General features: G+C 64.9%; 14 protein-coding genes and 1 tRNA gene. 13 read left to right on the forward strand and 2 right to left on the reverse strand.

The genetic code is table 11. The annotated features are described in order from the left end of the window. Window positions 1–48 precede the first annotated feature (48 nt). The 12 genes from Q4610_RS16090 to Q4610_RS16145 all read left to right on the forward strand — a co-directional run bounded on the left by Q4610_RS16090 (window position 49) and on the right by Q4610_RS16145 (window position 11,024). Complete coding sequence (locus Q4610_RS16090; protein WP_304536987.1) at window positions 49–2,034, forward strand: alpha/beta hydrolase family protein; 1,986 nt, start codon at window positions 49–51, stop codon at window positions 2,032–2,034. Window positions 2,035–2,152: 118 nt separating this feature from the next. After that, window positions 2,153–2,833, forward strand: a complete 681-nt coding sequence (locus tag Q4610_RS16095; RefSeq protein WP_304536988.1) for a DUF2490 domain-containing protein — start codon at window positions 2,153–2,155, stop codon at window positions 2,831–2,833. A gap of 71 nt (window positions 2,834–2,904) precedes the next feature. Continuing rightward, on the forward strand, window positions 2,905–4,029 hold the full coding sequence (locus Q4610_RS16100) for an 8-amino-7-oxononanoate synthase (protein WP_304536989.1): 1,125 nt from the start codon (window positions 2,905–2,907) through the stop codon (window positions 4,027–4,029). Continuing rightward, entirely contained in the window at window positions 4,026–4,658 is a 633-nt protein-coding gene (gene bioD / locus Q4610_RS16105; protein ID WP_304536990.1) for a dethiobiotin synthase, read from the forward strand. Before Q4610_RS16100 ends, bioD begins: the two co-directional genes overlap by 4 nt. Before the next feature lie 106 nt (window positions 4,659–4,764). Continuing rightward, the gene (locus tag Q4610_RS16110; protein WP_304536991.1) at window positions 4,765–6,819 is read left to right on the forward strand and encodes a M13 family metallopeptidase; all 2,055 of its coding nucleotides are present in this window, start codon (window positions 4,765–4,767) and stop codon (window positions 6,817–6,819) included. Window positions 6,820–7,028: 209 nt separating this feature from the next. Next, window positions 7,029–7,484: a DUF4168 domain-containing protein gene (locus tag Q4610_RS16115; protein WP_304536992.1), complete on the forward strand. Its 456-nt coding sequence runs from the start codon at window positions 7,029–7,031 to the stop codon at window positions 7,482–7,484. Between the two features lie 67 nt (window positions 7,485–7,551). After that, entirely contained in the window at window positions 7,552–8,856 is a 1,305-nt protein-coding gene (locus Q4610_RS16120; protein ID WP_304536993.1) for an adenosylmethionine--8-amino-7-oxononanoate transaminase, read from the forward strand. 57 nt (window positions 8,857–8,913) lie between these two features. Next, entirely contained in the window at window positions 8,914–9,132 is a 219-nt protein-coding gene (infA, locus tag Q4610_RS16125; RefSeq protein ID WP_003049127.1) for a translation initiation factor IF-1, read from the forward strand. 12 nt (window positions 9,133–9,144) lie between these two features. Beyond that, complete coding sequence (locus Q4610_RS16130; protein WP_304536994.1) at window positions 9,145–9,717, forward strand: Maf family protein; 573 nt, start codon at window positions 9,145–9,147, stop codon at window positions 9,715–9,717. An 8-nt stretch (window positions 9,718–9,725) separates the two neighbouring features. Next, window positions 9,726–10,715, forward strand: a complete 990-nt coding sequence (locus Q4610_RS16135) for a ribonuclease (RefSeq protein WP_304536995.1) — start codon at window positions 9,726–9,728, stop codon at window positions 10,713–10,715. Beyond that, window positions 10,705–10,899 (forward strand): DNA gyrase inhibitor YacG, encoded by a 195-nt coding sequence (locus tag Q4610_RS16140; RefSeq protein ID WP_304536996.1) that lies wholly within the window; start codon window positions 10,705–10,707, stop codon window positions 10,897–10,899. Before Q4610_RS16135 ends, Q4610_RS16140 begins: the two co-directional genes overlap by 11 nt. Window positions 10,900–10,948: 49 nt before the next feature. After that, window positions 10,949–11,024, forward strand: a tRNA-Phe gene (locus tag Q4610_RS16145). A gap of 161 nt (window positions 11,025–11,185) precedes the next feature. On the opposite strand, the gene Q4610_RS16150 is transcribed toward Q4610_RS16145, so the two are convergent. After that, window positions 11,186–11,617, reverse strand: a complete 432-nt coding sequence (locus tag Q4610_RS16150) for a hypothetical protein (RefSeq protein WP_304536997.1) — start codon at window positions 11,615–11,617, stop codon at window positions 11,186–11,188. 134 nt (window positions 11,618–11,751) lie between these two features. On the opposite strand from Q4610_RS16150, the gene Q4610_RS16155 reads away from it, so the two are divergent. Further along, on the forward strand, window positions 11,752–13,128 hold the full coding sequence (locus Q4610_RS16155) for a patatin-like phospholipase family protein (protein WP_304536998.1): 1,377 nt from the start codon (window positions 11,752–11,754) through the stop codon (window positions 13,126–13,128). Between the two features lie 79 nt (window positions 13,129–13,207). On the opposite strand, the gene Q4610_RS16160 is transcribed toward Q4610_RS16155, so the two are convergent. Next, the gene (locus Q4610_RS16160; protein WP_304536999.1) at window positions 13,208–13,906 is read right to left on the reverse strand and encodes a pirin family protein; all 699 of its coding nucleotides are present in this window, start codon (window positions 13,904–13,906) and stop codon (window positions 13,208–13,210) included. Between the last annotated feature and the right edge of the window lie 12 nt (window positions 13,907–13,918).

Genomic DNA, 13,918 nt, shown 5'->3' on the forward strand with positions numbered 1-13,918 from the left:
CCGCCTATTTATGCCTTGATCGGGGACGATCAGGATATTGGGGGAAAGATGAAGCAGGTTGCCGGACTGTTCGCAGGCGTGTTAATCTTGGCAGGCGGCGCGGCCGGTGCCCAGACGCCTCCATCGGCATCGGCCCCTGTAGCGGCCCCCGCAGCACCTTCAACCGTTGCACCGCAATGGACGGTGCAGGATTTTGCCGCCCTGCCGCTGATGGCATCCCCCGCCTTGTCGCCTGACGGATTGCATATCGCCGCGCGGGTCGCGGTGAAAGGCGAGCAGCGACTGGTGATCGCCGACATAGCGGAAGGGCCGAACCGCGTGCGCCAGATCGCGCTGGGCGACAATGATCTCAACTGGTGGCAATGGGTCAATGACGACTGGTTGCTCGCCGGCATCGGCGCGGAAACCAATGTGCAGGGCGCGCCCTGGTATCTCAGCCGGGTCGTCAGCCTGAAGCGTGACGGCAGCAAGCTCAACTTGCTGGCCAAGCAGGTCGCCGCCCAGCATGCCGACGATGTGATCTGGATCGCGCGGGACGGCACGCCCCGCATCCTCCTGTCCTACCAAAGCTCCATCTACGTCAATGAGCCCGGTTTCTGGCCCAAGGTGGATGAGGTCGACATCAGCACCGGACGGATGCGCAATGTCGTCGACTCCAGGGATCATGTGCGCAGTTGGTATGCCGATGCGGCCGGCACCGTTCGCATGGGCGTGGGCTATAATGATTCCACGCGCACTGCCAAATTGCTCTATCGCCCCGACGCCAGAACCAGCTTTCGGGTCATCGACCGCGCCGACCGGCGGCGCGACGAATCGCTGGTAACACCGTTGCTGTTCACCCCCGACCCCACCAAGGCCATTGCCAGCGACAACCATGCCGGCACGGACGCGCTGTATGAACTCAACCTCGGCACGCTGGAACTGGGCAAGAAGCTGTTCGAGGCACCGGGATTTGACATTGGCTGGGTTGAAAAGGATGCCAGCGGGACGGCGCTGGGCGGGGTCCATTACACGGCCGACGCACCGATGGTCCATTGGTTCGACACCAATTTGGCCAATATCCAGGCCGACCTCGACAAGGCGGTGGGCGACCGGCACGCGCGCATCATGTCCACCAGCCGCGACGGCCAGCGGTTGATCGTCCATGTCGGCACGGCCGACCAGCCCGGCGTCTATTATTATTACGACACCGCCAACGGGACGATGAGCCCGCTGTCGCGCGTCAGCGAGCGATTTCCCGGCACGGTGCGTCTCGCCCCGGTCAAAACCATCCGGTACAAGGCCCGCGACGGGCTGGAGATCGCGGCGGTCCTGACCCTGCCCAAGAATCGCGACGCCAAGAACCTGCCGCTGATCCTTCTGCCCCATGGCGGCCCGTTCGCCCGCGATTCGGAGGCATGGGACTGGTGGGTGCAGTTCCTGGCCTGGCGCGGTTATGCCGTGCTCCAGCCCAATTATCGCGGATCATCAGGCTATGGCACGGCCTTCGCCGAAAAGGGGGAAGGCCAATGGGGCCTGGCGATGCAGGACGACCTGAACGATGCCGTCGACTGGGCAGTGAAGCAGGGCATCGCCGACGCCAAACGGGTGTGCATGGTCGGCGCATCCTATGGCGGCTATGCAGCGATGCGCGCGGCCCAGCGCGACGGCGCGAAATATCGCTGCGCCGTTTCCTATGCCGGCGTGTCGGACCTGGCGGCCATGATGCGCTACGACAGCCGCTTCCTCAATCACGGCACGCGCAAGGACTGGCTCAAAGAGCAGGCCCCCGATTTCGCAGCCGTCTCGCCGATCAACTTCGCGGCCCAATTTTCGTCCCCGATCCTGTTGATGCACGGAAAGAAGGACCGGCGTGTCCAGGTCGGCCAGTCGCGCGAAATGGCGGAGAAGCTGAAGGCCGCCGGGAAGGTCGACGGGCGCGACTATATCTATGTCGAACAGCCGCTGGGCGATCATCACTTCTCACGCGAGGCCGACCGGCTGGATTTCCTCCAGCGGCTCGATGATTTCCTGAAGGCGCATAATCCGGCCTGATCGGGGGCATGATATGGAAATTATCGTCATAAAATAGAAACACAATAGTCACGCAAGAGTCACGATATGGTCATAGAGGCGCCATCGCCGCCAGGCCCGGCGGTGGAGATGTTCTGCCATGCGTTCGACCCTTGCCCTCTTGTCCCTGCTCGTCGCCGTCGCGCTGCCCACCGCCGCCCAGGCGAGCGAGGATGAGCAAATATGGACCACCGCCAGCGCGACCGTGAAACTGGGCGACCACTGGCGGCTGTCGCAGGAGGTCGTCGCCCGCTTCAGTGACGACCGCAACGGCCTGTACGAGGTCGAATCCAACACGCTGCTGGGGTATAAACTCTCCAAAAAAGTGACGGTCTGGGCCGGCTACACCCATGATCCGCAATATAGTGCAGGCAATTTCACCGTGATGGAGCATCGCGGCCGCCAGCAGGTGACGTTCGACAACATCGCCAAGATCGGCCCGGTGTCGGTCAGCGCGCGGATGCGGATGGAAGAACGGTGGCGCGAGGGCGTCGACGGCACCGCATGGCGGCTGCGCCCCTATGTGAAGCTGACCATGCCGTTCCAGGAAGGCAGCAAGACCGCGCTGATCCTGAGCCATGAAAGCTTCTTCGACCTGAACAAGACCAATTTCCAGCGGGTCCAGGGCGAAGAGCGGATGCGCAACCTGATCGCCATCACCACCCCCGTCGCCAAGAATGTGACTGTAGAGATCGGCTATCTGCACCAGCATGGCTTCCGCCCCGCCGCGGACGACAGCAACGACAATGTCGCGTCGCTTTCGCTCGGCTTCAATTTCTGATCCGCGACCTCTGATCCGCGACAGGCAAGGGGCGGCTTGCCGCTCCTGCCGGCCGGGCCTATAGCGCGGCCATGACTGCCGAACCATATCGTTCCCAGCTTGCCGCGCTGGCGCAGCGCGGGCGGCTGCGTCACCTGTCCCCCCGTGCCGGACGCGATTTCGCCTCCAACGACTATCTGGGCCTGGCCGGTGATCCGATGATCGCCCAGGCGGTGGTCGACGCGGTTGCGCGCGGCGTGCCGCTGGGGTCGGGGGGATCACGCCTGCTGCGCGGCAATGCGCCCGAACATGAAGGGCTGGAGGCCAAGGCCGCCGATTTTTTCCGTACCCAGGCGGCGCTGTTCATCGCCAATGGCTTTGTCGGCAATCTCGCGCTGTTTTCGACCCTGCCGCAACGCGGCGACCTGATCGTCGCGGACGAACTGATCCATGCCAGCGCGCATGACGGCATCCGCATGAGCAAGGCGCCTGCCATGTTCGCCAAGCATAATGACGTGCAGAGCTTTGCCGACCTGATCGCCGCCTTCCGCGCCGAAGGCGGCAAGGGCCGGATCTGGATCGCGGTCGAGACGCTCTATTCGATGGATGGCGACATGGCCCCGCTGGCCGATCTGGCGAAGCTGGCGGCGACCCATGACGCGATGCTGCTGCTGGACGAAGCGCATGGGACCGGCGTGTTCGGCCCCGGCGGGCGCGGCCTTTCCGCCGGTCTGGACGGACTGCACAATGTCATCACGCTCCATACCTGCGGCAAGGCGATGGGGGCGGAAGGCGCGCTGATCTGCGGGCCGCGCGTCATGATCGACTATCTGATCAACCGCGCCCGCGCCTTCATCTTCTCGACCGCGCCCTCGCCGCTGATGGCGGTCGCCGTTTCCGCCGCGATCGACCGGATCGAGGATGCCAGCGACCTGCGCGACCGGCTGAAAACGCTGCGACAGGACGCGGCGGAGGCGATCTGCGCGCCGCTGGGCCTGCCATCCCCGCGCAGCCAGATAGTGCCCGTCATATTGGGCGAGGACAGCCGCGCCATGGCTGCGGCCGCCGCCTTGCAGGAGGCCGGGTTCGACGTGCGCGGCATCCGCCCGCCCACGGTGCCACCGGGCACCAGCCGGCTGCGCGTCTCGCTGAGCCTGAATGTCAGTCGCGCCGATGTCGCAGCATTGGGACGCGAACTGCAACGGGTGATGGCATGAGCATATTGGTCGTCACCGGAACCGATACCGGCATCGGCAAGACCGTGTTTGCCGCCGGCCTGGCCGGTGCGCTTGGCGCGCATTACTGGAAACCGATCCAGGCGGGCGTCGATCCCGAAGGTGACAAGGAAACGGTCGCCGCCCTGTCCGGCCTGTCGCCCGACCATATCCTGCCCGAAGCCTATCGGCTGGCAACCCCCGCCTCGCCCCATCTGGCCGCCCGGATCGACGGGGTGGAGATCGCCCTCGATCGCCTGACCCTGCCGCAGGTCGACGGGCCGCTGGTGGTCGAGGGTGCGGGCGGCGTGCTGGTGCCGATCACCGAAACGCTGCTGATGGCGGACCTGTTCGCGCATTGGGGCCGGCCGGCGATCCTGTGCGCCCGCACGACGCTGGGCACGATCAACCACAGCCTGCTCAGCATCGAAGCGCTCAAGGCGCGCGGGGTGCCGGTCGCCGGCATCGCCTTCATCGGCGATCCCCATGAAGAGAATGAGCGGATCATCCCGCAAATCGCCGGTGTGCCGTCCCTGGGCCGGCTGCCGCGCCTCGACCCGCTCGATCCCGCGACGCTGGCCACCGCCTTCGCGGCCCACATCACACTTCCCGAATATTTCAACGGTCGATAATTTTCGACCAACGACATGGACATGACTGTTGGACGGGCGTTCAAGTTCGACTGATGCCGGGTACGCCAGCGCGTTGCCCGATCCGTTGCAAGCAAGGGATGCTTTGATGAACAAATTTCTCCTTGGCGGTGCGGTCAGCGCGCTTGCCCTGGCCGCTACCGTCGCCCATGCCGATCAGGCCCGGACCCCGCCAGCCTCACCTCCGGCCACCACCGCCACCCCAAAGCCGACCTATGGCAGCTTCGGCTTCGACACCAAGGGCATGGACAAGTCGGTCAAGCCGGGTGACGATTTCTACGATCATGCCAATGGCACCTGGGCGAAGAACACGCCGATTCCGGCCGACAAGTCCAATTATGGCGCGTTCAACGCGCTGGATGACCTGTCGCGCGCGCGCACCAGGGGCATATTGGAAGCCGCGCAGTCCGACCCGAACAGCAAGATCGGCAATGCCTATGCCAGCTACATGGATGCCGCCACGGTCGAGGCGAAGGGCCTGACCCCGATCCTGCCCTGGCTGGCCGAGGTCAAGGGCGTGACCGACCTGCCAGGCTATACCAGGGTGGCGGCCAAGGCCGCACGCGCGGGCGTGCGCGGCCCGTTCCGCTTCTATGTGGGGCAGGACGACAAGGAACCCGAAACCTACATCCTATCCATGATGCAGGGCGGCCTCGGCCTGCCCGACCGCGACTATTATCTGGACCAGGGCGAGAAAATGGCGGCGATCCGCACCGCCTATGTCGCGCATCTGGAAAAGATGCTGACCCTGGCGGGCGAAAGCGACGCCAGGGCGCGCGCCGCCGCCCTGATGGCGTTCGAAACGGAGATCGCCAAGGTCCACTGGACCCAGATCGACAGCCGCGACGCCGACAAGACCTATAACAGGATGACGCTTGCCGAGTTGCAGAAGGCCGCGCCCGGATTCGACTTCGCCGCCTTCTACGCCGCCAATGGCCTGACGCCCGCCAGCCTGCTGGTCGCCCAGCCCAGCGCCGTGACCGGCGAGGCCGCGCTGATCGCCAGGACCCCGGTTGCCGTGCTGAAGGACGCGCTGCTGCTGTCCAGCCTGCATGCCTATGCCGACTATCTGCCCGACAGCATCGCCAATGCCGACTTCGCCTTTTACGGCACCACCCTGTCGGGCACGCCCGAACGCGAGGAACGGTGGAAGCGCGGCGCGACCTTCCTCAAGGAATCGCTCGGCGAAGAAGTCGGCAAGGTCTATGTCGCCAAATATTTCCCGCCCGAAACCAAGGCGGCGATGGATGGGCTGGTCAAGAATGTCCTGGCCGCCATGGGCCGCCGCATCGACGGCCTGCCGTGGATGAGCGACACGGCCAAGGCGCGCGCGCACAAGAAACTGGCCGCCTTCACGCCCAAGATCGGCTATCCTGACAAGTGGCGCGACTATGCCGGGCTGGAAATCCGGCGTGACGACCTGCTGGGCAATGCGATGCGCTCCAACGCCTTCGAATTCGACTATAATATCGGCAAGCTGGGCAAGCCCATCTATCGCTGGGAATGGGGCATGACGCCGATGGAGATCAACGCCTATGCCAATTTCGGCATGGTCGAGATCGTCTTTCCCGCCGCGATCCTGCAACCGCCCTTCTTCGATCCCCATGCCGACCCGGCGGTCAATTATGGCGGCATCGGCGCGGTGATCGGCCATGAACTCAGCCATCATTTCGACGATCAGGGCGCGAAATATGACGAGACTGGCAAGCTCAACCAGTGGTGGACCGATCAGGATGTCGCCAACTTCAAGGGCCTGACCGACAGGCTGGTCAAGCAATATGACGCCTACGAACCCTTCCCCGGCGCGCATGTGAAGGGCGCCTTCACCCTGGGCGAGAATATCGGCGACCTGGGCGGCCTGGCCGTCGCGCTCGACGCCTATCACGCCTCGCTGGGCGGCAAGCCCGCGCCGGTGATCGACGGCACGACCGGCGACCAGCGCTTCTTCCTGGGCTGGGCGCAGGTGTGGCGCCGCAATTATCGCGAGGCCAATCTGCGCCAGCGGCTCGTCACCGACCCGCACGCCCCGTCGCAATATCGCACCGACATCGTGCGCAATTTCGACGCCTGGTATGACGCATTCAAGCCCACGCCCGGCGGCAAGATCATGCTGTCGCCAAAGGACCGGGTGAAAATCTGGTAAGGACAGAAGGCCGGACCGAATCCGGTCCGGCCGCTTGGTTGCGACACAGGATTCGCCGCCCGACGACCCGAAAGCATCGCGCGGTGAAGCGTTTTGTCCGTGCAAGCCGCCTTCGGAATCTCACGACTCGCCGTTAGGCCCTTTCCGGGCTGGAACGATTTCAACAGCTTGACCGTCTGTTCTGCATAATGGTCAAGAGGAGAAGAAAGTTGACGGGTCTGACAAACAGCAAATTTCTGAAGGCGGGCATCGCTTCTGTTGCCCTGTTCGCCGCCTATCCCGCGCTCGCCCAAACCGCCCCGGCAGCGTCCGCGCCAGCGGCCCAGGCCACCCCGGCAACCCCCACCCCGGCAGCCCCCGCACCCGCCACCCCCGCAGCGGGTGCCAGCAGCTTCAGCGACGCCGATATCAGGCAATTCGCCGCCGCCGCCGTGGAAGTGACCAAGATCCAGCAGGATACATCGATTTCGGATGCGGACAAGCAGCCCAAGATGGTTGCCGCGCTCCAGGCGTCGGGCATTCCGCCGGAAAAATTCAACCAGATCGGGCAGGCCGCGGCCGCCGATCCTGCGCTCCAGCAGCGCATTCAGGCGGCGGCTCCGCCAGCACCGGCAAGCCCGGCGACCCCGGCCGCGCCGGCACAGCCCAGCCAGCCGCCGCAATGATAGCGATGGACTGATCCTGCGGGGGAGGCGCTTGGCCCAGGACGGTTTGCACGATAAGCATCCGTCCATGCCTTCCGCGATCCCACCCTCCCCCGTCTGGCACCCCTTTACCCAGCATGGCTTGAACGAGCCGATCCCCCATGTCGTCCGCGCCGAGGGGGCGTTGCTGCATCTGGCCGACGGCCGCACCCTGATCGACGGCATTTCAAGCTGGTGGGTGACGACCCATGGCCATTGCGAACCCCGCATCGCCGCCGCCATCGCGCGACAGGCCAGCACACTCGATCAGCTCATCTTCGCCGCCTACACCCATGGCCCTGCGGAGGAAGTGGCGCACGGGCTGATCGCCATGGCCCCGCACGCGCCGGGCCAGCCCGAACTCGCCCACGTCTTTTATTCCGACAGTGGATCGACCGCGGTTGAGGTCGCGCTGAAAATGGCCCTGGGCTATTGGCACAATCTGGCGCTCGACGGCGTGGCGAAAGCGCGCAACCGCATCCTGGTGCTGGAACATGGCTATCATGGCGACACGATCGGCGCGATGTCGATCGGGGAGCGTGGGGTTTATAACGCCGCCTGGACGCCACTGCTGTTCGATGTCGGCACCGTGCCCTTCCCCGCGCCCGGCCGCGAGCAGGCCTGCCTCGACGCGCTGGACACCGCCTGCGCGCAGCATCCGGCCGCCTTCATCGTCGAACCGCTGCTGCTAGGAGCCGGCGGGATGCTGCTCTATCCGGCGTGGGTGCTGCGCGAAATGGCGGCAATCTGCCGCAGGCATGGCGTGCTGTTCATCGCCGATGAAGTCATGACCGGCTGGGGCCGCACCGGCACGCTGTTCGCTTGCGAGCAAGCCGCTATCGTGCCGGATATCATGGCGGTGGCCAAGGGGATCACCGGCGGCGCGATCCCGCTGGCCGCGACATTGGCCACCGCGCCGATTTTCGAAGCGCATCGCTCGACCGACCGGGCGCGGCTGTTCTACCATTCGTCCAGCTATACGGCGAACGCGATCGCCTGCGCCGCTGCCGCCGCGAATCTGGCCATCTGGCGCGAAGAAGATGTGCCGGGGCGGATCGCGACCGTCAGCCAGGGCATGGCACAGCGACTCGAACAGCTGGCGACGCATCCCGCCTTCGCCAATCCGCGCCAGTTGGGCGCGGTGGCGGCGATCGAGCTGGTAGCTGCCGATGCGGGCTATCTGTCCGACCTGGCCCCGCGCCTGCGCGCCTTCTTCCTGGAACATGGCCTCTTGCTAAGGCCTTTGGGCAACACCATCTACCTGATGCCGCCCTATTGCGTCGATGCGCGGCAGCTCGATGCCATCTTCGCGGCGCTCCATGCGGCCGGTGATATGTTCGGCGCGCATCCCTGACTTTCATTTTGCTCCGTTTGGCGCTATGGCGGCGCGATTTTTCGAATTCGGGATATTATGGCTAAAGAAGAACTGCTTGAAATGCGCGGACAGGTTGTGGAGCTTCTCCCCAACGCCATGTTCCGCGTGCGGCTGGAAAATGACCACGAAATTCTCGGCCATACGGCCGGCAAGATGCGCAAGAACCGCATTCGCGTGCTGGTGGGCGACGAAGTATTGGTCGAACTCACCCCCTACGACCTGACCAAGGGTCGGATCACCTACCGCTTCAAATAAGCCGCAATATCGATGCGGCTCATTCTTGCTTCGGCTTCCCCCAGACGGCGCGACCTTCTGGGCCAGATCGGCGTTGTCCCCGACGCGGTCGATCCTGCCGATATCGACGAAACGCCCCGGAAGGCCGAACGGCCCGCCGCCTATGCCGCGCGCGTGGCGGCGGCCAAGGGCAACCTCGTCGCCGCCCGGCATCCCGGCGCGCTGATCCTGTCCGGTGACACGGTGGTCGCCGTGGGGCGGCGCATCCTGCCCAAGACCGAAAGCGCACAGGAAGCGCGCGCCTGCCTCACGCTCCTGTCCGGCCGGCGGCATCGGGTGCTCAGCGCCATCACGCTGATCGATGGCGACGGGCGGGCGCGGCATCGCCTGTCCGACAATGTCGTCATCTTCAAGCGGCTGGATCAGGCGGAGATCGACGCCTATATCGCCAGCGACGAATGGCGCGGCAAGGCGGGCGGCTATGCCATACAGGGGCGCGCCGCCGGCCTGATCCGCACGATTCAGGGCAGCCACAGCGCGATCATGGGCCTGCCGCTTTACGAAACCCGCACGCTGCTCAAGGCAGCGGGCTATCTGTCCGACTAGGAACGCACATGGCCGAATGGCTTTATGAAGAAGGCATTGGCGAGGCCCGCGCCGCGCTGATCGAGCATGGCAAGCTGGTCGAGGCGCTGGTCGAGCGCGAGGGCGACGCCGTGCGCGCCGGCGCGGTGGCGCAGGGCCGCCTGATCGCGACCGTCATTCCCAGGAAGCGCGGCATCGTGCGCCTGATCTCCGGCGAGGAAGTGCTGCTGGAGCCGATCCCGCCCCGCCTGGCCGAAGGCGGCAATGTGCTGGTGGAAATCATCCGCGAGGCGATTGCCGAGGAAGGCCGCCCCAAGCGCGCCAAGGGCCGCGTGCCCGGCCCCGGCATCAAGCCCCATCCCGGTCCCAGCCTGCTCCAGCGCATACGCGCGACCGGCGTGCCCGTCCTCCCCTGCCCCGCGCATGAAGAGGACCGGCTGGAGGCGCATGGCTGGAGCGAGTTGATGGAAGAGGCGATGAGCGGCGAGGTCGGCACCGAAGCCGCCGCCCTGCGCCTCTACCTCACCCCCGCCATGCTGCTGATCGATGTTGACGGGTCGCTGCCGCCGGCGCAACTGGGGCCGAAGGGCGCGAAGCTCGCCGCCCAGACGGTGCGCCGCATGGGCCTGTCCGGTTCGATCGGCATCGACCTGCCGACGATGAACAACAAGGATGAGCGGATGATCGCCGCCGCCCAGGTCGACAAATATCTGCCGCTGCCCTTCGAGCGGACGGCAGTGAACGGCTTCGGCTTTCTCCAGATCATCCGCCGTCGCGAGCGCGCCAACCTGATGGAGGTGCTGCGCGAAGATACGGTGCTGACCGCCGCGCTGGCGCTGCTGCGCCGGGCCGAACGGCATGGTCAGGGCGGCGCGGCGACGCTGACCGCTGCGCCCGCCGTGATCGACCGGCTGCACAAGCGGCAGGACTGGATCGAAATGCTGGCCAAGCGACGCGGCGGCCCCGTCACCCTGCAGGCCGATGCAACGCTTTCCCTGTCGGCCGGCCATGTCGCCTAAATCTGCCGCCTGCCCGGTCTGCCGCCAACCGGCACAAGCGGCCAGCCGCCCCTTTTGCAGCCCCGCCTGCCGCGACCGCGACCTGCTGCAATGGCTGGGCGAAGGCTATCGCGTGCCCGGTCCGCCGGCCGAGGAAGATGCGCAAAAAAATGGCAATTATGGGCTGGACAGCGAACCGGATTGACGCTTATAGGCACGCCTCCATCCGGCGGACGCCTCCGCCGATGCCCCGTGCCCGGGTAGCTCAGTTGGTAGAGCATGCGATTGAAAATCGCAGTGTCGGCGGTTCGACTCCGTCCCCGGGCACCACAAAATGCCTTTCACCATATCTGTACCCCGGTCTGCGATAGACAAGAGACCGTAGCCAGCATGGCGTCGACCTGCGCCTTCGCGCCGGGCACGAAACGACCATTGGCCGTTGAGAAAGGCTGAAAGCGCATCGCGTCGGCATCTCCTGCCGGGTCATCCTGTCACGCAACCTCAATCGACGCGCGGATGCTGCCCTTGTTGTTAAAATAGAACAGCCATGCGTCGTTGGCGAACAGGTACAGCCGCCCGTCGCGGTCGGCAATGAACGCTCCCGCGCTGCCGATGCGATGGATCGGCCGCTTCATCTGGCCGACCGTGGCGCAAAGGCAGAACCATGGCGCTGACGGGAGGCGGCGCAGCCATTGCACCGGATCAAGCCACGGGCGCTCAAATCCATCAGGCGTGGCGGAAATCGAGGAATCGACCCACCGCCCCTGCGCCGCAATGCTTATGGCCTGTCCCTTTACAACATCGATTTCCGTGTCGTTCCAGCGATATGCCGCAAATACTGTGGTGTCCTGCCCCATATGACCGCCCTTGCATTTCAATAAGAACAATGATTGACTTATCATCAATTGATCAGGGGGCGGCAATGATTAGCTTATATTCTAAGTTTATTCTGACCATTGCCGCTTCCTTGTCATTGATTTCATGCAACATTGCTCCAGTTCAAAATGCCGGGTCAGCCGATCCCGCCCGCAGTTGCGCGTCCATCAAAAAGCGGGTGATGATCGATCCTCCCGGCCCTGACGGCGCGCCGCTGTCGCTTGCGCAGGACGGAAGCCGGTCCAAAGAGACCACGGACTTTCTCGAAACGGTCGACCGGATGTTTGCTGCCGGCGCCCGTCAACAGATGCGGTCACTGGCGCCCGGCGACGGTGAGCCGATCAGCGATGCGATGCTGCTCCTGTCCGGCGGCAGTCAGAACGGCGCCTTCGGTGCCGGCTTCCTCGCCGAATGGAGCAGGCTGCGCGAACGGCGTGGCAAGCAGGGCCTGCCACGCTTTCGCCTGGTCACGGGGATCAGCACCGGCGCGCTGCAATCGACCTTCGCCTTCCTCAACGAAGCCGCCCTGATCGAACAGAATTATACGATCGCCAGCGAAGCGGACCTGCTCGACATATTCACGCCCGGTGGCGGGCTGCGCAGCGAATCGCCCGTGGGGCGGCTGCGCGGGGCACTGAGCCTGGCCCGGCGCGGGGCCCTGTCCGACCTGCAGCCCCTGCGCGAGAAGCTGGCGGGTACGAAGGGCAAGGAAGCCGAGGCGTTGATTTCCGATGCGGTCCTGCTGCGCGTGGCCGACGAAGCCGGGCCAGATCCCGATCATCCCCGCCGGATGCTGCTGGTCGGCGCGGTAGAGATGGATACAGGCGATGCCTTTGTTTTCGATCTGACGAAGGCCGCGCGACTGTACAAGGAAGGGCAGACGTGGATGCGCGCCTGTTATATCGAGGCGCTGATGGCGTCCGCATCGGTGCCGATGGCGGCGCTGCCAGTGTTCATCGACGGAAAGATGTACATCGATGGCGGCGCGCGTTTCGGCGTGATTTCCGACTTCAGCGCCTATCTGTACCAGCGGGTCGCGCAGCAGCGGCAGGCAGAACGCCGCGCCGAGGCCCGCGCCAAGGGGATCATCTTGCCCGACCCGCTGCCGGCGGAACCGATGTATCTGTACATGCTGGTCAACGGGACGCTGGAGGCCGGCCACACCTGTCACCTGCGGGATTGCGCAAAGCACCCGCTTCCGCCCCCTGATTCTCCGATGGCCGGCCAGCATGGCGCCTGGTCGATCGACAAGGTGGGGCTGCGGGCGATGTCGATCCTGATCAACCAGTCCTACCGAAGTTCGGTATTCTGGGCGACGACCAGGTCGCAGGACCTGGGTTTCCACCCGTTGTTCGCCCGCATCGAAGATGACGCGGGCCGGCATCCGGCGCGGCTCGACATGGATGTGCCCGGCGGGGAGGAATTGACCTGCGAACTCTGGCGCAGGCGCGACGTTGAAAAGAGCAGGCCGCTCGAATTTCACCCGCGCTATATGCGTTGCCTCATCAGCTATGGCGCCAAGCGGGCGGCCACCGAAGATTGGGCACGCCATGACTGACCCCCTGCCGCATTGAAAGCGGCCGGCTCGCCCTTTTGGGATGATAATCGGGAGGGCAGCCAGCCCTCCCGAAATATCCTCAGGCAGCGTCGACCATGACGATCTCGCTATCCTCCACCGCGATGACACGAATGACATCCACATCCTTGATCGCGGCGCCGTCGCGCGCGTTGACCTGTACATCGTCGATCCTGATCACCCCGGTCGCGGGAACGAGATAGGCCTTGCGATCCTTGCCGATGGGATATTCGGCACTTTCGCCAGCCTTGAGCGTAGCGGCCACGATGCGGGCGTCGGTGCGGATCGGCAGGGCGTCATTGTCATTTTCGTAACCGGACGCCAGCGTGACGAAATGACCGGCGCGATCGCCTTTCGGGAACGGCCGGGCGCCCCAGCCCGGTGCGCCGCCGCTGCGCGTAGGCACGATCCAGATCTGGAAGATTTTCGTGGTGACATCCTCCAGATTATATTCGGAGTGACGCACACCCGACCCCGCGCTCATGACCTGGACATCACCCGCTTCGGTCCGGCCCTTGTTACCCAGGCTGTCCTCATGGGTAATGGCCCCTTCGCGCACATAGGTGATGATTTCCATATCGCGATGCGGATGGGGCGGAAAGCCGGTATGCGGCGCGATCGTGTCGTCGTTCCAGACGCGCAGGTTGCCCCAGTTCATGCGCGCCGGATCATGATAGCCGGCGAACGAAAAGTGATGCCGGGCGTCGAGCCAGCCATGGTTGGCGCCGCCAAGCTGGGAGAAGGGCCGAACTTCGATCATGTCATGTCTCCT

The sequence above is a fragment of the Sphingobium cyanobacteriorum genome (genome assembly GCF_030580935.1).
Lineage (GTDB): Bacteria > Pseudomonadota > Alphaproteobacteria > Sphingomonadales > Sphingomonadaceae > Sphingobium > Sphingobium cyanobacteriorum.